The sequence below is a fragment of the Streptomyces sp. NBC_00442 genome, assembly GCF_036014195.1.
GTDB lineage: Bacteria > Actinomycetota > Actinomycetes > Streptomycetales > Streptomycetaceae > Streptomyces.
In genome coordinates this window covers 514,995-534,429 of record NZ_CP107918.1, presented here as the reverse complement: position 1 = coordinate 534,429, position 19,435 = coordinate 514,995, and the positions used below count along the sequence as shown (strand labels likewise).

The 19,435-nt window shown below is 69.1% G+C and carries 20 protein-coding genes and 1 pseudogene; 14 read left to right on the top strand and 7 right to left on the bottom strand.

Annotation, left to right across the window (positions count from 1 at the left end; translation table 11 throughout):
- Positions 1 to 64: 64 nt before the first annotated feature.
- On the bottom strand, positions 65 to 877 hold the full coding sequence (locus tag OG432_RS02450; protein ID WP_328307216.1) for a COG4705 family protein: 813 nt from the start codon (positions 875 to 877) through the stop codon (positions 65 to 67).
- Positions 878 to 1,069: 192 nt separating this feature from the next.
- Between OG432_RS02450 and OG432_RS02445 the strand changes: the two genes are divergently transcribed.
- Positions 1,070 to 2,035, top strand: coding sequence for a pirin family protein (locus OG432_RS02445; RefSeq protein ID WP_328307214.1), 966 nt, complete (start codon positions 1,070 to 1,072; stop codon positions 2,033 to 2,035).
- A 476-nt stretch (positions 2,036 to 2,511) separates the two neighbouring features.
- Positions 2,512 to 2,820 carry a hypothetical protein gene (locus OG432_RS02440; RefSeq protein WP_328307212.1) on the top strand — a complete coding sequence of 103 codons (309 nt, stop codon included), beginning with the start codon at positions 2,512 to 2,514 and terminating at the stop codon, positions 2,818 to 2,820.
- Positions 2,821 to 3,597: 777 nt separating this feature from the next.
- Here OG432_RS02440 and OG432_RS02435 read toward each other — a convergent pair.
- The gene (locus OG432_RS02435) at positions 3,598 to 4,002 is read right to left on the bottom strand and encodes a DUF1003 domain-containing protein (RefSeq protein ID WP_328307211.1); all 405 of its coding nucleotides are present in this window, start codon (positions 4,000 to 4,002) and stop codon (positions 3,598 to 3,600) included.
- 322 nt (positions 4,003 to 4,324) lie between these two features.
- Between OG432_RS02435 and OG432_RS02430 the strand changes: the two genes are divergently transcribed.
- From OG432_RS02430 to OG432_RS02410, 5 genes are all read left to right on the top strand, one after another.
- Positions 4,325 to 4,510 carry a hypothetical protein gene (locus tag OG432_RS02430; RefSeq protein ID WP_328307210.1) on the top strand — a complete coding sequence of 62 codons (186 nt, stop codon included), beginning with the start codon at positions 4,325 to 4,327 and terminating at the stop codon, positions 4,508 to 4,510.
- A gap of 348 nt (positions 4,511 to 4,858) precedes the next feature.
- A complete protein-coding gene (locus tag OG432_RS02425) occupies positions 4,859 to 5,221 on the top strand; it encodes a PRC-barrel domain-containing protein (protein ID WP_328307209.1) in 363 nt (120 codons plus the stop codon).
- Positions 5,222 to 5,346: 125 nt separating this feature from the next.
- On the top strand, positions 5,347 to 5,967 hold the full coding sequence (locus tag OG432_RS02420; protein ID WP_328307207.1) for a hypothetical protein: 621 nt from the start codon (positions 5,347 to 5,349) through the stop codon (positions 5,965 to 5,967).
- Complete coding sequence (locus OG432_RS02415) at positions 5,967 to 6,392, top strand: hypothetical protein (protein ID WP_328307205.1); 426 nt, start codon at positions 5,967 to 5,969, stop codon at positions 6,390 to 6,392. The genes OG432_RS02420 and OG432_RS02415 overlap by 1 nt, the downstream gene beginning before the upstream one ends.
- A gap of 251 nt (positions 6,393 to 6,643) precedes the next feature.
- Entirely contained in the window at positions 6,644 to 6,964 is a 321-nt protein-coding gene (locus tag OG432_RS02410; RefSeq protein ID WP_328307203.1) for an ANTAR domain-containing protein, read from the top strand.
- A 227-nt stretch (positions 6,965 to 7,191) separates the two neighbouring features.
- Here OG432_RS02410 and OG432_RS02405 read toward each other — a convergent pair whose 3' ends face one another.
- From OG432_RS02405 to OG432_RS02395, 3 genes are all read right to left on the bottom strand, one after another.
- On the bottom strand, positions 7,192 to 7,650 hold the full coding sequence (locus OG432_RS02405; RefSeq protein WP_328307201.1) for a hypothetical protein: 459 nt from the start codon (positions 7,648 to 7,650) through the stop codon (positions 7,192 to 7,194).
- A 281-nt stretch (positions 7,651 to 7,931) separates the two neighbouring features.
- Positions 7,932 to 8,681, bottom strand: a complete 750-nt coding sequence (locus tag OG432_RS02400) for a class F sortase (RefSeq protein WP_328307199.1) — start codon at positions 8,679 to 8,681, stop codon at positions 7,932 to 7,934.
- A gap of 6 nt (positions 8,682 to 8,687) precedes the next feature.
- Entirely contained in the window at positions 8,688 to 9,359 is a 672-nt protein-coding gene (locus tag OG432_RS02395; RefSeq protein WP_328307197.1) for a hypothetical protein, read from the bottom strand.
- Between OG432_RS02395 and OG432_RS02390 the strand changes: the two genes are divergently transcribed.
- The 4 genes and pseudogenes from OG432_RS02390 (at position 9,358) to OG432_RS02375 (ending at position 12,183) form a co-directional block, all read left to right on the top strand.
- Positions 9,358 to 9,555, top strand: coding sequence for a hypothetical protein (locus OG432_RS02390; RefSeq protein ID WP_328307195.1), 198 nt, complete (start codon positions 9,358 to 9,360; stop codon positions 9,553 to 9,555). The genes OG432_RS02395 and OG432_RS02390 overlap by 2 nt on opposite strands.
- Positions 9,556 to 10,371: 816 nt before the next feature.
- Positions 10,372 to 10,833: pseudogene (locus OG432_RS02385) on the top strand (Ig-like domain-containing protein); the annotation flags it as partial.
- 111 nt (positions 10,834 to 10,944) lie between these two features.
- A complete protein-coding gene (locus tag OG432_RS02380; RefSeq protein ID WP_328307193.1) occupies positions 10,945 to 11,595 on the top strand; it encodes a fasciclin domain-containing protein in 651 nt (216 codons plus the stop codon).
- A gap of 102 nt (positions 11,596 to 11,697) precedes the next feature.
- Positions 11,698 to 12,183 carry a peroxiredoxin gene (locus OG432_RS02375; RefSeq protein ID WP_328307191.1) on the top strand — a complete coding sequence of 162 codons (486 nt, stop codon included), beginning with the start codon at positions 11,698 to 11,700 and terminating at the stop codon, positions 12,181 to 12,183.
- Between the two features lie 325 nt (positions 12,184 to 12,508).
- Here the strand turns inward: OG432_RS02375 and OG432_RS02370 are convergent, their stop codons facing one another.
- Positions 12,509 to 13,264, bottom strand: a complete 756-nt coding sequence (locus OG432_RS02370) for an anti-sigma factor (RefSeq protein ID WP_328307189.1) — start codon at positions 13,262 to 13,264, stop codon at positions 12,509 to 12,511.
- Positions 13,261 to 13,845 (bottom strand): sigma-70 family RNA polymerase sigma factor, encoded by a 585-nt coding sequence (locus OG432_RS02365; protein WP_328307188.1) that lies wholly within the window; start codon positions 13,843 to 13,845, stop codon positions 13,261 to 13,263. The genes OG432_RS02370 and OG432_RS02365 overlap by 4 nt, the downstream gene beginning before the upstream one ends.
- Positions 13,846 to 14,497: 652 nt before the next feature.
- On the opposite strand from OG432_RS02365, the gene OG432_RS02360 reads away from it, so the two are divergent.
- From OG432_RS02360 to OG432_RS02350, 3 genes are all read left to right on the top strand, one after another.
- On the top strand, positions 14,498 to 16,093 hold the full coding sequence (locus OG432_RS02360; protein ID WP_328307186.1) for a DUF4331 domain-containing protein: 1,596 nt from the start codon (positions 14,498 to 14,500) through the stop codon (positions 16,091 to 16,093).
- 145 nt (positions 16,094 to 16,238) lie between these two features.
- On the top strand, positions 16,239 to 17,528 hold the full coding sequence (locus tag OG432_RS02355) for a tetratricopeptide repeat protein (protein WP_328307184.1): 1,290 nt from the start codon (positions 16,239 to 16,241) through the stop codon (positions 17,526 to 17,528).
- Positions 17,525 to 19,225, top strand: a complete 1,701-nt coding sequence (locus OG432_RS02350; RefSeq protein WP_328307182.1) for a HoxN/HupN/NixA family nickel/cobalt transporter — start codon at positions 17,525 to 17,527, stop codon at positions 19,223 to 19,225. The genes OG432_RS02355 and OG432_RS02350 overlap by 4 nt, the downstream gene beginning before the upstream one ends.
- Positions 19,226 to 19,435: the final 210 nt, after the last annotated feature.

The window sequence follows — 19,435 nt, the reverse complement described above, 5'->3', positions numbered from 1 at the left end:
ACCCCGCACAACGCGAACATGTTGTTGAACATTCCACTACCGAACCGGCGGTGGTGCGGGCCGCTCAGCGCAGGCCGGCCCTGTGCCGCTTCGCCAGGTGGGCGACCAGGGCGGCGATCGGGACGATCAGGGCCAGGGTGACCGGGCCCGTGCCCCAGCCCAGGCCCGCCCTGTCGGCGGGAACCCCCATCCAGTCGGCGAAGGACGCGCCCAGCGGTCTGGTCAGGACGTACGCCCACCAGAACGCGGCCACCGCGTCGAGCCCGAGGTAGCGGCCGGACAGGGCGGGTACGGCGATCAGCGCGGCGAAGAGGATGCCCGACGTGAGGTAGCCGAGGTGCAGCGTCCCCGCCGTGAGGTCGCCGACCGCCGTGCCCAGCGCGAAGGTCGCGAGCACGGTGGCCCAGTAGAAGACCTCTCGGCGGCGGGTGCGGATGCTGTGGATCGACAGCGTTCCCTCGCTCAGGTACCAGGCGGTGAGCACCCCGGCCAGCGCCACGGTGAAGGCCGCGGTGGAGAGTGCGTACGGGACGCCCGCGATCACGTGGATCACGTCGGCCGCCATGGTGCCGAACACGCTGACCATGACGATCGCCGACCAGTACGTCCAGGGCCGGTACCGGTCGCCGCGCAGCTGTGCCGCCAGTGCGAGGGTCAGTCCCGCGAACCCGAGGGCTCCGGCGGGGACCGGGCCGAGGGTGCGGCCCAGATAGTCCGACGCGGTTTCGCCCATGCCGGTGGTGAGCACCTTGACGATCCAGAACAGGGCCGTGATCTCGGGCACCTTGCTCAGGGCGGAGCCGTCCGGGGAGGTGGCCCGATGCCGGCGGCCCTCTTCCGCCGGCCTCGTCATCGCCTCATTGATGGGCTGTCCCATGGTCGTTCCCGTCCTCCCGTCGCACCGCGTCCAGCCGTCAACTGCCCTTGTTTCAGGCGCGGTTGGTTCAATGATTCGAACCGGACGGCGGTCGGCGCCCGGTGAATGTCTACGCGACTGTAGACGATGGAGTTGTGAGGTCGTCGGGGAGGGTCGGAGTGCCGAACACCCGTGAGGGAATAGGTTGACCGCATGAGCAACCTCGATCGCCGGCCCACGCTGTCCGTCTGTGGCGGACGCGGCTTCGTCGTGGCAGAACCGGTGCGCGAACTCCTCTCGCCCCGCACCGTGCGGCTCGGAGATTCCACCGAAGTGCGGCGGCTGCTGCCGAACCTCGGCCGCCGGATGGTCGGCGCCTGGGCCTTCGTCGATCACTACGGCCCGGACGACATCGCCGACGAAGCGGGCATGCAGGTGGCTCCGCACCCGCACATGGGCCTGCAGACCGTCAGCTGGCTGCACCAGGGAGAGGTGCTGCACCGCGACAGCCTGGGCAGCCTCCAGACCGTACGTCCCAGAGAACTCGGCCTGATGACCTCGGGCCGCGCCATCAGCCACTCCGAGGAGACCCCCAGGTCGCACAGCCGGTTCCTGCACGGGGCCCAGCTGTGGGTCGCCCTGCCCGACGCCCATCGCGCCGTCGAGCCGCACTTCCAGCACCACGCGGACCTGCCCCACGTCACCGCGCCCGGCGTCGACGCCACGGTCATCCTGGGTGAACTCGACGGCGCGCTCTCACCCGGCTCGACCTACACCCCGATCGTCGGCGCCGACCTCGCCCTCGCGGCGGGCGCCGACACGCGGCTCCCGCTGAACCCCGACTTCGAATACGCGGTCCTCGCGATGTCGGGCGAGGCCCACGTGGACGACGTGCCGGTACTCCCCGGCTCCATGCTCTACCTCGGCTGCGGCCGCACCGAACTCCCCGTACGCGCCGACTCCGACGCCGCCGTGATGCTGCTCGGCGGCGAGCCGTTCGAGGAGGAGATCCTCATGTGGTGGAACTTCGTCGCCCGCTCCAACGAGGAGATCCAGCAGGCCCGTTCGGAGTGGATGACGGGTTCGAGGTTCGGAGAGGTGAAGGGTTACGACGGCCCCCCGATCCCGGCACCGGAACTGCCGGGAGTGCCCTTGAAGCCGCGGGGCCGGGTGCGCTGATCAAGGCTTGTGCGGGATCGGTCCGGCCGATGGGCGGCGGAGGAGTCAACTTTGGAGGCGGCCGGTCGACATCGTGTGGAACCCTCCCGATTCCGGGGCGCGGGAGGGTATCTGCCGTCCTGGACGTGACCTTTTGGCCGAGTGTGCTGCCGAGTCTGTGATGTGTGGACATTCGACAACCCGATCGAGGTGTGTGTCCGTTGGGTCGGACAGCGCCGGCCGGGAGGCGGCGGCATTGTCGACGCCTCGATCATCGCCGGAACCTCGAAGCCCTTCCCGCGTCGCACTCTGGTGTCGGGTCCTCGGTTCACCGAGCCCGCAGGGCGACTACCGGTCACTGTGGCGTCACAGTCCGGCCAGCCCGCTGCCCTAAGGGATGAAGGACCGGACGAAACCCTCCATGGAGAGCATCGGGCTGAGCATGATCGGGTTTCCAGCGCGGATCGCGCCCACCGTTGAGGAAGGAAGGCATCGTCATGGCCGTGGAGTTCACGTATGAGGCACCGGACATCTCCGAGGAAGGGGACTCGGTGAGCTGGCGCTGGCAGGTGGTCAACAACCTGCCCGAGAAGGCCTCCAAGGTCGTCTTGACGCACAAGCTGTCCCCGGCGCTTCCGATTACACACGTCAGTGGTCCCTCCGCCATCACCGAGAGCACCGTCACGAGCCGGTGGGAGACCCTGGCGGCCGGCGAGAAAGCGCAAGGCGAAATCACGGCGACGCTCCCTGAGGACCTTGCCGGCTCCGTTTCCATCAGCGGACGGATCACCTGGAAGAACACCTGACCGGGTGGACACGCGCGGCTGGTGCCGGGGCCGGCAGAGATTCCTCGGCCTCGGCCCCGGCATCATGCCAGGGCCGCCTTTCGGACCAGGGGCGCCTCCCTGCTCAGTCCGTCCGCGGCTCCAAGGTGCACGCAGGGACATCACGTCCACCGATCTCGGATTGGAGGTACGTGTCAATCCACTTGCCGGTCGGAGTTCGGGGCGTCAAACACTACGTCCCCGGAGCAGCGGCACCCGTCCTCATGCGGCCAAGGACCTGTGACGACGCCCTCGTAAGGCCCGCCGTGACTCGGTGCCGAAGTCGAGGCCGATGACCTGGTGGTCGGCCGGGCCGGTGCCGGCGGCCTCCCGGGCTGCCAGCAGGATGTCGTAGCCGGTGCGGGGGAACTGCCGTGCATCTCGCGGGCCGCAGGCATCATCCCGCCTCAGCGGAAGGCACTGTTGAAGGTTGCGACACCATGTCCTGCCCCAACCCCAGCGGGTGAGGAGGTAGTCGCAACGGCGCGTCTTGGCACGATGGACGAACTCCCGTCGCAGGTCTGGCGTCGCCCCGGAGACAGCCGCGCCTTCGGCCACCGTGCGGCGCCCGGGAAGTCCGGTTCCGCCGCCTCGGCGCGGCCCGCGCTCGCCACGTGTCCGTCGGCCGGTGGGCTCTGGTTCGGGCGATCGCTCGGCTGATCGTCGGGGAACTTCCCCTCGTGCAGCCCGCATCGGTCTTGGGGGGAGGAACTTGGCCGCCTCCAACCCGTCCACGAACCACTGTGTGCCGCGCCGGTGCTAGTGCTCCTCGGGGGTGGCGAGAAGGCGGCGGTGCAGTTCTGCGGTCATCGTGTGGATGGCCCGGGTCAGCTCGGTGTTGGTCTTGAGTTCCAGCTCCTGTTCGACGAAGTCGTGGTCGGCCTTGGCCTGCTGGAATTCCGCCTGCCGGTTCTGGCCGATCATGACGAACGTCGACAGGAAGATCGCTTCGAGGGACACGACGAGCGTCAGCGTCGGCCACGGGTTGGTCTCCACGAACAACATCCAGAGTGCGAAGCCGACCGCGTGCAGGTAGACGAACGTCATGGAGCCGGCGAACTTGGTGATCGCGTCGGCGATACGCAACTGGACGTTGCCGGCCCGGCCGGCCCGGTGTGCGACGACGACGGGATGGTGCCGCCTCGCTGCGTCATGACTGCTCATTCTCGTCCGCCCACTTCCGTCGATCGGCACTCAACCGTGCTGGCTCGCTGCATGCTGCCAGAGAGGCGGGACACTGGCTCATTCCAGCCGCAAGCGCGGCCGGGCGCTGCCCTCGGCCGCGCAACAGCCCGTCCCCTGGCGCCAGTTCCCCGGCGCGACCAAGCCATAGGTAGGCATTGACAAGGAGTGCACACGGCCGTTGACTGGCGGGTGGGCGATGGGCCATGACGCACCGGGAGTTCCGGGACGCGACCCCCCGCCACTCGCTTCGCCGGGACCCCGCGGAACGCAGAGTGCACTCCTGCGAACCGGAGGTTCGGCCATGTCTCTCTGGATCCTTCCGATCGTGCCGGTCCTGCCGATCGTGCCGGTCCTGGCGCTGTTCGGGTTCGGCTTCACCCTGTACCCCGTGTCGTACGCGGCCGCAGCACCGCTGGCCCCATGGGTCATCGGCCTTTTCACGCACGGCCGTACGGGCTCGCGCCGATCCGCCGGAAGCGACCTGTGACCACCGCCCGTCCGCCCCCTCTGGGGGAGGGCCGGCCGTGCCGGGAGGCTCCTCCCGGAGCCTCACCGAACGGGAAGGGGAACCGTCATGGGCTTCGCGACAGACTCAGGAACAGTGCCCAGTCCTTCCGCGGCCGGCTCAAGGAAGGCACCGGCCGTGCCGCCGGCAGCGGGCACCTCAAGCGCACAGGCCGTCGTGAACAGGCTGGTGGTGACCTCGAGCAAGCCGGCGAGATGACCAAGGGCGCCTTCCGGCGCTGAACAGGCTCGCACAGCGAACTTCCTCGCGGCCGAGGGAAACCGGACACCTCTCCCTCCCCGCTCACCCTCGATGAGAAGGAGTACTTCCGTGAACGAGAACGTGTGGGGCTACCGGCCGATGGCCGCCCACCAAACAGGCATGGACCTGACCGGATACAAGGTCGAGGCGAGTGACGGGAGCATCGGCAAGGTCGACAAGCACTCCGAGGACGTCGGCGCCGCGTACATCGTCGTCGACACCGGAGCCTGGATCTTCGGCAAGGAGGTCCTCCTGCCGGCCGGGGTCGTGGTGCGCGTCGACCGCGAGGAGAAGAAGATCTATGTCGACCGCAGCAAGGAGCAGATCAAGGGTGCTCCCGAGTTCAACAAGGAGAAGCACCTCGGCAACCCGGACTACCACCAGGAAGTGGGCAGTTACTACGGCCGCCCGCGCCCGCCCCAAATGATGTGAGCCGGCCCCGGCCTCCCCGCCGGGACCAGGACCGGGTGCCGGGTGGCCGACCGGCCGGCACCCGGTGTCCTGCCTCCGGCTGGTCCGTTCGGACCGCTCCCGTCCACGCAGCTGAGAGGCGTGTCATGTTGATGTTCGTGCTCGTGATGGTGGCAATGGTCGTCGTGATCGTGGCGGCCGTCCTCGTCATCGGTTTCGGGCAACGCGGTGGACGGGGGCTGAAGAAGCGCTTCGGCCCCGAGTACGGCCATGTCGTCCAGCGGCACAACGGCGACACCAAGGCGGCCGAAGCGGAGCTCGGCGAGCGGGTGCGGCGGCACGGCTCCCTCGAGGAACGGACACTGTCACCCGAGGCGCGCGAGGGGTACTGCGCCCAATGGGCCCGTATCCAGGACCGGTTCGTCGAATCGCCGGACAAGGCCGTCGCCGAGGCCGACATGCTGCTGTCACGGCTGGCCGAGGACCGGGGCTTCCCGCCGGGCGACCCGTTCGAGAATCAGATGGCCGCGCTCTCCGTCCACCACAGCGATCACGTCCGCGGCTACCGCGACCTGCACACCACGGCCCATGGCCACGGCAGCACCGAAGAGATGCGCGAGGCCATGGTGCAGGCCCGCGGCCTCGTCACCGCACTGACCACTGAGCAAGCCGCCCCCTCGGGCCGGCACCGCTCGCACCACCACGACGGGCGCGACCCGGAACACCAGGCCCCCGGTGGGCACCATACGAAGGGAAGCACCACCTGATGATGTACGACGCCGAACGCGCACGGCAGCCTGCGGCCCCCCGCCCGGAGCCTCCCGGGCGGCACACTCCGCAAGCTCCGGAACCCGGTCCCGCCACGGACCCGCGTGCACCGTTCACCGGCTCCGACGGCCAGCCCCGCACCGCGGGCTTCGAGCAGCAGCTGCTTCCGGCCGGTGAACGGGACAAGCTCTCCGTCCGACTCCGCCAGGCCGTCAACAACTTCATCGACAGCCCGCGCCACGCCGTGGAGGAGGCCGACGGCACCTTCGACGAGGTCGTCAGCCGTCTGAACGGCGCACTCGGGGAACGCCAACGCGCCCTCCGCGCGAACTGGCAGAGCCCGGACACCCAGGCCGAAACGGAGGACCTGCGCGTCGCCCTGCAGGCGTACCGGGAGATCACCGAACAGCTGCTCCAGATGTAGACGCGAGCCACCGTGTCTCCAGTGGCCAGAGGCCCTCTCCGAAGTGAAGTGCCTCTGTGTCCCTGTCAGTGCGGGAGCCATGAGCGCTCAGTAATGTCGCCCGTCGAGACACAGGACCACACAGGACCCCACAGGACCACGGTGATCAGGGGCGTCAGCGTCAGCTCTCCCGCAGCAACGGATCTCACGGCGAGGTGGATCTCATGTACCGAACGGGCACGACGCACGAAGAGCATCATGAATGGTGGTCAATGACGATCGAGACGTCGGGCCCAGAGGCCGGCTTCGACCGCCAACTGGCATCACTTCGTGCGCAGAGCGAGAAGGTACGGCGTGCTGCCGCGACCCGCATGGTGATCGAGCGGGCACTCGGCATGGTGACCGTCCTGGTGCCCTGCACTGGGCAGCGAGCCCGCGCCCTGCTGGTGGACGTGGCCCGGCACTGCGACGTCAGCCTGCGAGCGGTGGCCGCAGCTTTGGTGGCCGGCCCGGAAGGCGAGGAGCTCCCCGATGTCATGCAGCACGAGATCGGCCGCGCTCTGCGCCGGCTCCGTTCCGCAGAACAACACTGACCCGCCAGGGCCAGGATCGGGGCTCTCGTGGCTGACGAGGCTGCCTTCGCCCAGGAAGGGGTTGTCCTTCCGGCACGATCCAGCGCGGAGGGCCTTGTCCAGCACGTTCTCCGGACCGCTTCGATGCGCTGCGCTGCGCTGCGTAGCGTAGCGCTGCCGGTGGATGGTCCGGGGAGTGTCCGGCCATCAACAGCGGGTGCCTTGCGTCCGGCCGTTGGGCTCCTTGGCTATTCGCTCCAGCAGCCGAGGATGTCGCTGGCGATTTCATAGGCCAGGTCGGCTCGGGAGAGCTGGTGGGGTCCGGACGTAGCCGGCATACCGGTGGCGTCGACGCGCAGGGTCTTGCCGTCCTTGAGGATGACGACCGTGCCGCCCGCCGATTCATAGCCGGGGTTGCCCAGGGCTTGGGCGGCGGTCAGCTGGGTGGTGGTGCCCAACTGCTTGCGGAGCGATTGGAAGTAGGTGTTGGCGGAGGCGGTGTTGGGGGACTCCTTCACCGACAGGACCAGGTGGCCGCCGGGCAGGTGGTAGGTGCAGGTGTAGAGGTGATCGGTCCAGGTGGTGGTCGTGGTCGGCGTGTGAGGAGGCGCGAGGATCTTGACCACGTCCTCGCGGATCTCAGGCCCGCACACCATCAGCGCCGACGCCGAAGGCGCGGCGGCCTGCGTCATGCCGGGCATGCGCATGCCCGGCGGCACGGATCCCGCCGCGGACGCTGATGGTCCGGTGGGCGCTGATGCGCTGGTGGGTGCGGCTGCACCGGGCGCCGAGTGGGTGGCGCCGTTCCCTGAGGCGCACCCGCCCGCCAGAGCGGCGAAGGCCACGGCACTGGCCAGAGCGAGAAGGCGGCTCCTCCGTCGATCACGGTGTGGGCAACTGGGAGGTCCTGCTGCGTTGTTCGGTTGCCTCTGGTTCTTCATCGTCCCTCCTCGTACGGATGGGGATGAGGGTGCGGGTCGGTGTGCGGTCAGGCCGGGTGGATTCCGGTGAGGGTGGCGTAGGCGACGGTGTTGTCCAGGTAATGCTGGGTGGCGTGGTCGAACCGGCCGCCGCAGGTGATCAGACGGAGCTGGGAGTTGGTGGTGTTGCCGTAGACGGTCAGGGTGGGGAAGGCGTCCTTGGGGTATGTGTTGACGCCGTCGATCCTGAACACGGCCACGCTGTTGTCCCTGCGAGTGACGCTCACGGTGTCGCCGGGGCGCAGTGCGCCCAGCGCGTAGAACACGCCTTTGGCTCCGGTGGTTCCGTCGATGTGGCCGAGGATGACCGCCGGGCCCACTTGGCCGGGGGCTGGTGAGTTCCGGTACCAGCCCGGTGCGGAGACGTCGGACATCGGCGGCACTTCCAGGGTGCCGTCCTTGTTCTGCCCGAGGCTCAGCAGCCTGTGGTGCACACCGATCGCCGGGATGCTGATCGCGGTGGGAGTCACAGCCGGGGCGTTCCGGGCCGCCGGTGTTGCGGCCGTGGGCCCCGCCGGAACGCCGGACGGGCTGCCGGTCGGACTCGGCGTGTTACCTCCGGCCCCAAATGCCTTGTCCGGGGCGGAAGTTGGGGGGACGCCCGTCGGCAGCGCGGCCGAAGCCGGCGGCTGGGGCGCGTGGTGCTGGCTGGATATCCCGAGGGACACGGTCCCTCCCGCTGCCAGGAGCAGGACGGCGGCCGCCGACGCCAGCAGGCGTCGGCGGCCACTGCCGAACAGTCGTGTCGGCCAAGACATGACGGCCTACTTCTCGGCGCTGGTCCGTCGACGCAGGACCAGGGTGCCGCCGGCTGCGACTGTCAGGCCCCCGCCGGCCGCGAACAGCCAGGAGTCATGGATGCCCGAGGTCCCGCCACCGCCGGTGTTCACGCTGCCACTGGGAACCATGGCCATCTGCGAGGTGGCCAGTGGCCCGCACAGCGCCGGGGAGGTCGCGGCCAGCGGCAGCGACGGCACGAGGTCGCTGGGCTCGGCCTGGGCCTTGGCGCTCAGCGTCGTCGGATCGAGACCGTGGACGACGATGACGGCCTTGCCGGCCTTGATCGAGGCTTGAGTCGCCGCGTCCAGGGTGATGGTGCGGGAGTAGTGGAAGTCCGCACCGGACGGCGCGATCTTGATGTCCGTGCCGGCTGCCGGGCTGGTGTCGCCGGTCAGGCCGAGCGTGGTGCCGATCGCGCCATAGGCCGGCCCGCCCTCGGTGGTGCTGACGACGCCGTCACCGTTCTTGTCCGCCGAGGCGTCCGGGCACTTGCCCATCCCGTTGATGTGGATGTGCTGTACGTGCGGGAACGGCGCCTTCATGAACGTCCCTGCCAGCCCCTTGACGTCCTCGGTGACCACGGCCTTGGAGCCGGTCAGTTGCAGCATCAGCATGCCCGAGCCGCCGGAATGGTTGAGAGGCTTCAGCGTCGCCATGTACGTCGTGCTGTCGCTCGACCGCGCGCTCGCCGTCGAGCTGGTGAAGGCCAGTGGCAGTGCGAGAAGCGCCACCGGGGCCGTCATGGCCAGGACCCTGGCCGTTGTCTTCCTCGTGTTCGTCATCGTGCTCTCCTCCAACTGCGTGGTGGTGCTCAGACGTGCGATGACTCGTCGCGAAGCGGGGTGCAGGTGATCACCACCTCTGCATTCCGATGGGACGGGAACGCGTGCCGTGGCGGGCTGCGGCTGCTTGAGTCAATGACGGGAAGGGCCGAACGCCGGGTCCGGGGCGCATCGAAATCGGGCCTCTGAGGGGATTCGGAGCCGCGGACCCGGCGGATGGGTGTCGATGTCCGTCAGTCGTCTGCGGAGCTGTGCCAGCTACCCCTGCCTGCGCCTTCTGCATGCTTCGTCGCGCAGGACATCAGGACACCCAAGCCCGCGCCCCCGTCGACACGGGCGAACACACACGGCCGGCGTGCTCCATCACCGCACCACCACCCGACGCTTGCGAGCTCGTGCTCGGCGTGTGCGAGGGCGTGCGCGACGATACGGAGCCGGGGATGCAGATCCAGCGCACGACAGGCCAGTTCGCGCGCCTCGCAATGACCAGGGGTTCCCAGATGCACGGTCACATGGGCATGCACGGCCGGCCCATGGACCACCGGGGCGGCTTCGGTGAGGGGCACTGAGCGAGCGAGTAGTCGTGGCCCGCGTGGGGTGACCATGACGGGCCAGCCTTGGGGAAGGTGACATCCGGACCCGCGCCGATGGTGGATCCCATCCGTATCCGCCGTCGGCGCGGTGTCCGAGGCAGTGAGCCACCGGTTCCGGCTCGGCTCCGCTCGACTCCGATCGCACGCGTGCAGCTACCTGTTCCAGCGGGTGGCATTCCCGGTGGGAGCGATGCGACGGGCCCGGTCTTCGTCAGCCCCCAGCGGATGTGAACTCGTTGGGGTGAGGGACCAATCCCGTTGCTCGCGGGCTCCGAATAGGACCCGTGATGAACGTGGTGAGCAGAGGGGTCCGCCTTCCGCCGGCCGCCCTGTCCAACGACGTGGGCGGCCCCTATGTCGGCAACGCCCGCTTGGTCGGTGTCCCTCTCGTCGACCTGCTGAAAGAGGCCGGCGCGAAGCCGCCGTCGCGCGGCGGTCCGGCGGATCAGCTGGTGGCCCGATCGGTGGACGGCACGGTGATGATCGCGGGAGCGGCCTCGGCACAGCACCGGGGTGTCGACCGCGTCGAGGTGCGGGTGGACGACGACGGTCCTTGGATGCGGGCCGACTTGGCCGCCGAGGACACCACGGACACCTGGCGCCAGTGGTCCCTGCCACGGAAAGCAACCTCCGGCGGCCACACGCTGACGGTCCGCGCCACCGACCGCACCGGACAGGTACAGCCCGAACAGCGCGCCCGGACCATTGCCGACGGCGCGGGCGGCTGGCACTCGGCGGTGGTCACCGTGGACTGAACGCGCCGCCACCCGCGGCCTCTGCGTACCGCAACTCCCCACCTCCACCTGGCGTGTCCGGCCCTTAACGGCCAGCACGCTCTATTTCACCCTTTCACTTCAGGAGTAGTCATGAATGCCCTGCGTTTCCGTCGTGCCGCGATCGCCGTCACCGCTGCCGCCGTTCTTCCCTTCGCGCTGAGCGCCTGCGGAGGCTCCGACAGCAAGAAGGACAGCTCTTCCTCGTCCTCCGAGGCCGCTGCGCCGCCGGCCGCACAGTCGTCCGCCGGCGGCGACGCGGCCATGACGGACAAGCCTTTTGGGTCCGCGTGTGCTTCGGTGCCGAAGGACGGCGCGGGTTCGTTCGACGGGATGGCCAAGGACCCCGTGGCGACCGCAGCGTCCAACAACCCGGCCCTGTCCACGCTCGTGACCGCGGTGAAGAAGGCCGGTCTGGTCGACACCCTCAACAACGCACAGAACATCACCGTGTTCGCGCCGACCAATGACGCGTTCGCGAAGATCCCGAAGGCCGATCTGGACAAGGTGCTCAACGACAAGGCGATGCTGACCAAGATCCTCACGTACCACGTGGTCGGTCAGAAGCTCGCGCCCAAGCAGCTGGAGAACGGCTCGTTCGACACCCTGGAGAAGGGCAAGGTCACCACGACCGGCTCCGGGACCGAGTACAAGGTGAATGACAGTGCGAACGTGGTCTGTGGCAACGTGCCGACCGCCAACGCCACCGTCTACATCGTCGACACGGTTCTGATGCCGAAGTAGCTTCAGTGAAGGGTTAGTTGCACTTCTGTGAGGTGGGGGTGGGCCGTATCGCGGCCTGCCCCCCCCGCACATGGTGTCGAGGCATCCAACGAGGAGGGCGCCGTGGCGGCCATTCCGCAACAGGGTCGGTTCGTGCCGGATTTCGCACTGCCCGGTGGCATCTTGAGCCAAAATGTTTTCGAGCGTGGCGAGTACCGGCTGTGCGCGGAGCGCGGGAGGCCCCTGGTTCTCACCTTTTACCCGGGTGACGACACGCCGGTCTGCACCCGCCAGCTGTGCTCGTACTCCAGCGGCCTTGAGGCGTTCGCCGACTGTGGTGCCGACGTGTGGGCCATCAGTCCGCAGTCGCTGGACAGCCACGAGGCATTCGCTCGAAAGCACCAGCTCGCGATGCCGCTGCTGGCCGACACGGAGCGGGTTGTAGCGCGCGCCTTCGGCATCACCGCCCCTGGGATCGGACTGCGGCGGGCGGTGTTCCTCATTGGCCCCGACGGCACCCTCTTCTGGAAACACGTCACCCTGCTCGGTGCCACCTTCCAGAGCGTGGACACCCTGAGCCGACAACTTGCCCGACTCGCGGCGCTTTGAGGCGCACGGGTGCGCAGGCGTGTCCGCGCCGGGCTTGGCTGCCCCATGGCGGCCAAGCCCGCTGAAGAGGCGCCGAGTCGGGGCTCTGGCGGCGGCTGGGCTGCCGCTGGAGACATGCGTTGCGCCCGGCGGCGGCTGCCGCTTCGGCTCCGCAGTAGGTCGGAGGATCCTTCTCCGATGATTGGTGACGATCAATTTCATTGATCAGACACGCCCCAGAGGCCCGTGTTTGCCGAGAGCCGGCGGAGGGTGGCGATGCCGCATGCTGCGGTTGTGCATGCGGCTTTTGGCGCAGGTGCCAACGTCCGGGACGACTCCGCGTCGCTCAGGCGGTGGTGAAGTCCATCAGCGCGAGCGGGGCTGAGGTCGGGGCGGGTGAGCCGCCAGCGGGCTCCAGGGTGATGCCCATGCCGGAGGCCCGGTTGACCGATCCTGCGAGGAGGACGGCGTCGGTGGTGCGTGCTGGGTCCATCAGTCCGGCCGGGCGCATGGTTCCGGAGTCGTTGAACCACAGTTGGTAGATCTTGCCGGCCGGAGGATGCGGGAGTCCGGTGGCCACGAAGGCGGCCTGGTTCTTGCTGCGGGCCACGACGAGCGTTGCTGTCGCGCCGTTCTTCAGGGTGGCGGTGGTGGCCTTCGCGTCGGGCGCCGCGAGGACGTCGGCAAGCTGCTGGGACTGGCGCTGGGAGGCGTCCGCCCGCTGCTGGGCGTCATCGGCCTGCTGGTGCTGCCAGACCGCGATCCCGCCGAGCCCGGCCGCCGCCGCGAGACAGGCGGCCAGTGCAAAGGGGGACCAGCGCGCTCGGCGAACTCGGCTTCCGGCGCGTCCTGGCGGCCCGGGAGTGTGAGGGGAGTCCTGGCGGACGATGGTGATCCGCCGCAGGACCGTGGTCTTCAGCTCGACCGGCGGTCTCACCGACACGGCGAGCCCGAGCCGGCCGGCGGTTTCGGTGAATTCCCGCACCTCCTGCGCGCATACGGCACAGGCGTCCAAGTGGTCTTCGAAAGCGGCGCGTTCGGCGTCCGGTAGTGCGTCGAGCGCGTAGGCGCCGGTCAGCGTGTGCACGTCGGCTGTGATCATGCGGTCACCCCCAGGCAGTCGCGCATCCGGATCAGTCCGTCGCGCAGTCGGGTCTTCACCGTGCCTAGTGGCACGGCAAGCAGTTCGGCGACTTCCCGGTAGGTCATGCCGCGGTAGTAGGCGAAGGTCACGGACTGGCGCTGGAGCTCGGTGAGGTTACGCAGACAGCGGCGTACCCGTTCCTGCTCCAGACGCCGGTCGACCTCTTCGGCGACTTCGTCGAACGCCGGGGCCTGTTCCAGGAGGGCTGCCTTGTGGTCGCGTGCGCTGGCGGCCTGGGCGGAACGGACGCGGTCCACGGCCCGGTGATGGGCGAGGGTGAGTACCCAGTTCATGACGCTGCCCCGGTCCCGGCGGTAGCGGGCGGCGGTCTGCCACACGGCCACCATGACCTCCTGGGTGACCTCCTCGGACTGGGCCGGGTCACGTACGACGGTGCGTACCACCCCGAGAACGGGGCCGGCCACCGCGTCGTAGAGAGAGCCGAATGCTTGCTGGTCTCCCTGTGCCACGCGGTCGAGCAGGTCGGGCAGATCGGGCCCGGCCAAGGGCAGCCCGCTGATGTGCGCCGGTTCTTTCACGCGGTGATCCTTCTGAAGGTCGATCCGTACACACCCGATTCGGAACCGGTGCGCTGATGGATTGCTCCAGCTCATAGGTATCCACAGAAATCTCGGGAGAGTTCCAGCAGGCCGTTCTCCGGAACAGACGGCGCGGGCTGCGCTGTCAGCGAGCGGGCGGCCAAGGGCCCTGGCATACGAGCAGCGTCCATGCGTCGTCCGCCCGGCCGGGTACCAGGTGCCCGGCCGGTTCCCACTGGGCTGAGAGCGTCCGAACTGGTCCACCCCCTCGTCGTTACTGCACGCTGCTCGCACATAAGGGTGCTGGTGCACATCTGGGCTAAGGACGTGAGAGCGTGTCGCCCTCGGATTCCCGCGCCTCCGCAGTGTGGCTGCACGGTCCTGACCTGGGGGTTAGTGGTTGTTTCGGGCCCGTGAGGGTCTCGGAGGGGCATGCGGATGACCCCGGCCGCGGTGGCGGTCGTGGTTTTGTGTCGCTTGCGCAGTGCGTGTGGATGTCTGTCCCAGCCCCCGACGGTCCTATCGGCTGCCCTTCCTGCGTCCTGGGCGCGCGGATTCACTCGCCTCAGGAACGGGACGTCATTCCGCCTCCTTTCCTCCTGCCGCGCCCAACTCGCCGCTGGCCGGGGGAGCTTCCCTCGGAAGGATTTCCGTGAAGGCAACTCAGGGCACGCCGCGTTCGCGCCGCCTGCTGGACCATTCCCTGCTCGTCCTCGGTGCGGGCGCCATGGCGACCGGCCTGGGCGTCTTGACCCTGGCGCCGGGCATCAGCGCAGCTTCAAGTCACCGTGAGGCACCGCTGATCGCCGGTGACCCGCGGGCCGACAACACCGACGTGTACGCGTTCACCAGCCCCGACAAGCCCGACACCGTGACGCTCCTGGCGAACTGGATCCCGTTCGAGGAGCCCAACGGCGGCCCGAACTTCTACGCCTTCGGCGAGGACCTCCGCTACAACATCAAGATCGACAGCGACGGAGACGGTGTCGCCGACACCACCTACACCTGGCGGTTCCACAACCAGGTCCGCGACTCGGCCAACCAGTTCCTCTACAACACCGGCCCCGTCACCTCCCTCAACAGCCCGAACCTGAACTTCCGCCAGGTCTATGACCTGGTGCTCTCCCACGGCAACGAGAGCAAGGTCCTGCTCTCCAACGTTCCCGCCGCACCGTCCCGGGTGGGGCCGGCGTCCATGCCGAACTACGCCTCCCTGCGCGGCCAGGCCATCCGCACGCTCCCCGGAGGCGGCAAGACGTTCGCCGGGCAGGCCGAGGACCCGTTCTTCGCTGACCTGCGTGTCTTCGACCTCCTCTACGGCGGCAACCTCTCCGAGCGTGGCCAGGACACCCTGGCCGGCTACAACGTCAACTCGGTGGCCCTGCAGATCCCCAAGAAGCAGCTCGCGCTCAAGGGCAACAGCGACCGCAACCCGGTGGTCGGCATCTGGTCGACCACCGACCGCCAGGGCGTGCAGGTCTCCGACTCCCGCTCCCAGCACCCGGACCGGTGGAAGCAGGTCTCGCGGCTGGGCAACCCGCTGGTCAACGAGGTCGTCGTCCCGCTGAAGTACAAGGACGCCTTCAACACGCTCAACCCGGACCAGGACCGCACCGTGCAGCCCGTCGTGGACAAGGTCCTGGACCCGATCCTGCCCAAGCTGATCCAGAAGGTGTACGGGGTTCCGGCGCCGGCCACTCCGCGCAAGGATCTCTTCGAGATCTACCTGACCGGCCTGTGCAAGGCGTGCGGGCCGATCCAGGCGGATCTCAACGCCCACCGCCTCAACAAGGACGCCAACCGGCGCAGGATCGTGCCGGCCGAGGAACTGCGGCTGAACATGGGTGTGCACCCGGCCGCGAACCCCAACCGGCTCGGCGTCCTGGCGGGTGACCTCGCCGGATTCCCCAACGGCCGGCGGTTGACGGACGACGTCATCGACATCTCCCTGCAGGCCGTCGAAGGCGCCGCCCAGACCGGGCAGCTCGTTCCTGCTCTGGCCGACGGTGACCAGGTCGACGCCAACGAGGTCCCGTTCGGAACCACGTTCCCCTACCTGGCACTTCCCCACACCAAGTCGGTCAACAGCGGGCCGGGTGAATCCGACCGCGCCCAGCGGTCCGCCCTGAAGCGGACCACCGGTGACGGTGCCACCGGGCAGACTGTGGCCGCCGGCACCAGTGCCGCCGGCGCTCTCCTGCTGGGTGCCGGCGGCTGGCGCCTGCGCCGTCGCACCAAGACCAGCTGACCTCGCCTCCGAGACCAGCAGTCACGCGTGTCCGGCGCCGCCCTCGGGGTGCGGGGCCGGACACGCGCACCGCACCAGGGGAGGACACCTCATGCACCCGCACGCCCCCGCACCCGAAGTCCGTCCACGGCGCGCTGGGCGGGCGATGCGCAGCGCCGTCGCTGCCCTGGCCCTGGGCGCGGTCATGTTCACCGTCGGCGCCCTGGGTCTTTCGCCCGGCGACGACGGCCAGAAGCCGGCCGCGGGACCGGTCGGTCCCGTACCGGCGAGAGGCTCCATCGAGTCCCTGCGTGCGCGGGTGAAACATCTGCCGCAGGACTCCGCAGCCTGGGCGGCCCTGGGGATGGCGTACGTACAGCAGGCCCGAACCACCCCCGATCCCGCCACCTATCTGCGCGCGCAGCAGGCGCTGGAGCGGTCCCTGGCCGTCCAGCGGGACGGCAACGCCAACGCGGAGATCGCCATGGGAGCTCTGGCCGCCGCACGCCACGACTTTCCCACCGCCCTGACCTGGGCCCGCAGGGCCACCACGGCAGCCCCTTACAGCCCGGTCGCCTACGGAGTCCTTGCCGACGCCTACACCCAGCTCGGCCGCTACGAGGACTCCTACACCGCGGTCCAGCGCATGAACGACCTGCGCCCGGACGCCTCCGCCCTGGCCCGCGCCTCCTACACCTTCGAACTGCGCGGCAACACCGCACGGGCACGCGAGCTGATGAGCCGCTCCTGGACAGCGGCCGCCACCCCGGGCGAACAAGCCTTCGCCCGCGCTTGCCTGTCCGCACTGGACCTGCAGGACGGCGACGCGCGAGGCGCCCTGGCACAGGCGGACCAAGGGCTGCGCAGCGCACCCCACGACTCCGCGCTCCTCGAAGCCCGAGCCCGAGCCCGTACCGCCCTGGGCGACACACACGGCGCGGTACGCGACTACGAAGCGGCCATCGCCATCGCACCGCTGCCGCACTACCTCCTCGGACTCGGCGAACTCCAGCAGTCTCTGGACCATCAGGCCGAAGCCGACGCCCAATACGACGTGCTCCGCGCCCAGGACACTCTCCGCCGCACCGGGAACAACCCGCCCGACACCGACGCCATCCTCTTCGAAGCCGACCACGGCCGCCCCGAACAGGCCGCCGCCATGGGCCAAGAAGCCCTGCGAACAAGGCCGTTCCTCGCCATCCATGACGCCTACGCCTGGGCCCTGCACCAAGCAGGACAGGACCAGCAGGCCCTCGACCAGGCCGACCAGGCCCTGGCCCTCGGCACGCACAGCGCGCTGTTCCACTACCACCGCGCCGTCATCCACCACGCTCTCGGCGACGACACCGAAGCCCGCGCGGACCTTCAGGCGGCACTGCGGCTCGATCCCCACTTCCATCCCCTGCACGCACCCGCCGCGCGTGCCCTGCTCCTGCGGATCGGCACCACCTCATGAATCTCACCCTGCGCCGCACGGCGACCACCGCCGTCGCGACAGCCTTCGCCTCAGCGGTCATGCTCTCCGCGGCCCATGCCGCCCTCGCCCACCCCCTGGGCAACTTCACCGTGAACTACCACACGGGTCTCACCCTGCGCCCCGACCGCGTCGAAGCGACAGTGATCGTCGACCGCGCGGAGATCTCCACCCTCCAGGAACGCACCCGCATCGACCTGAACCACGACGGCGACACCACGCAGGACGAGGTCCGCGCGTACAGCCACCTCGCCTGCGCCGAGCTGGGCAGGCAACTCCACGTCGACGTCAACACCCGTTCGCTGAGCTGGAGTTCGGACGCGCACGGTCTGACCTACGAGGGCGGTCAGGCCGGCCTCAAGACCAGCCGCCTGACCTGCACCTACGGGGCTACCGCCGACCTCGCCCAACCCGCCGACATCAACGTCCGCACCACCTACGACACCCAGCGGATCGGCTGGCGTGAGATGACCGCTCACGGCCAGGGGCTGGCGATCACCGGCACGGAACTCCCCGCCACCTCACCCACCGATGAGCTGCGCCACTACCCGGCGGATCCCACCGCGAGCCCGCTCAACCAGCACACCGCACACATGCACACCGAACCCGGGATCACGGCAAGCGGACCCGGAGGAGCGGTCCTGCCAGGGAGCGGCTGGGCCTCGGGGATTTCCGAGGCCGTTACCGCGCGCTTCGACTCGCTGATCGGTGACCGCCAACTGACCTTGCCCGTCGGCCTCCTGGCCGTCCTCCTGGCTCTTGTCCTGGGCGCCTCACATGCGGTGCTGCCCGGACACGGCAAGACCATCATGGCCGCCTACCTCGCCGGACGACGTGGAACCAAGCGCGACGCCTTCACCGTCGGAGCGACCGTCACCCTCACCCACACCGCAGGCGTCCTCGTACTCGGACTCGTGCTGCCCTCCGCCACACACCTCGCCGGCGAAACCGTCCTGAAATGGCTCGGTGCCGCCAGCGGGTTGATCGTCACTGGCATCGGCCTGTGGCTCCTGATCGCCAACCTGCGCGGCCGGCCATCCCACGGTCACCATCATCACCACGGCTCGGGCCACCGTCACCATCATCATGGCGACGGCAACCACCATCACGATGATGAATCCGACCACGGCCACGGCCACGATCATGGTCACGGCCACCACCACAGCCACGACAACCCCCCGCCCCCCGGAGCCCCTTGGAGCCTCAAGGACCGCCTGCCGCAGCGCCGGCGCCCGGTCACGCCGGTGCAGGGAGAGCCTGGCGCGGTGGCCACGCTCACCAAAACGGAAACCAGCCCCTCCAGCAGTGCTCTCCACCACCATCACGCGCATGCCCGTCGGCAGAGGCGCGGCGGGCTCATCGGGATGGGCATCGCCGGCGGTCTGGTCCCCAGCCCCTCCGCCCTCGTCGTTCTCCTCGGCGCCGTCGCCCTGGGACGCACCGCCTTCGGGGTCCTCCTCGTCGTCGCCTACGGCCTCGGCATGGCCGCCACCCTCACCGCGGCGGGACTCCTCCTCGTGCGCCTCCGCGACCACCTGGAAACGCGCACACCGAGGCTCTCCGCTCGATCGCGAGCTGCTCTGCGTCACCTCGCAGGAATCGGGCCCGGGATGACCGCGGTCCTTGTCGTCATCGTCGGTGTCGGGCTCACTATCACCGCCGTCACACCCATCACGTGACACCGTTCCGCTACTGAGCTTGCAGGCGTGATGTTGTCGGCGAGTCTGGGCGTAGCTCGCGAAGGTGCCGGGAAAGGCTTTTTCCTCGGCTGTGCGCACCCTTCAGGCAGGTCGACTTGCCCACTCCGTTCCCGGCGGGCTCGGGCGTGATCGTGCGGGTAACCGTGCAGACCTGCACCGGCCCGGAAACGCGGGGCGTCCGGCTGCACA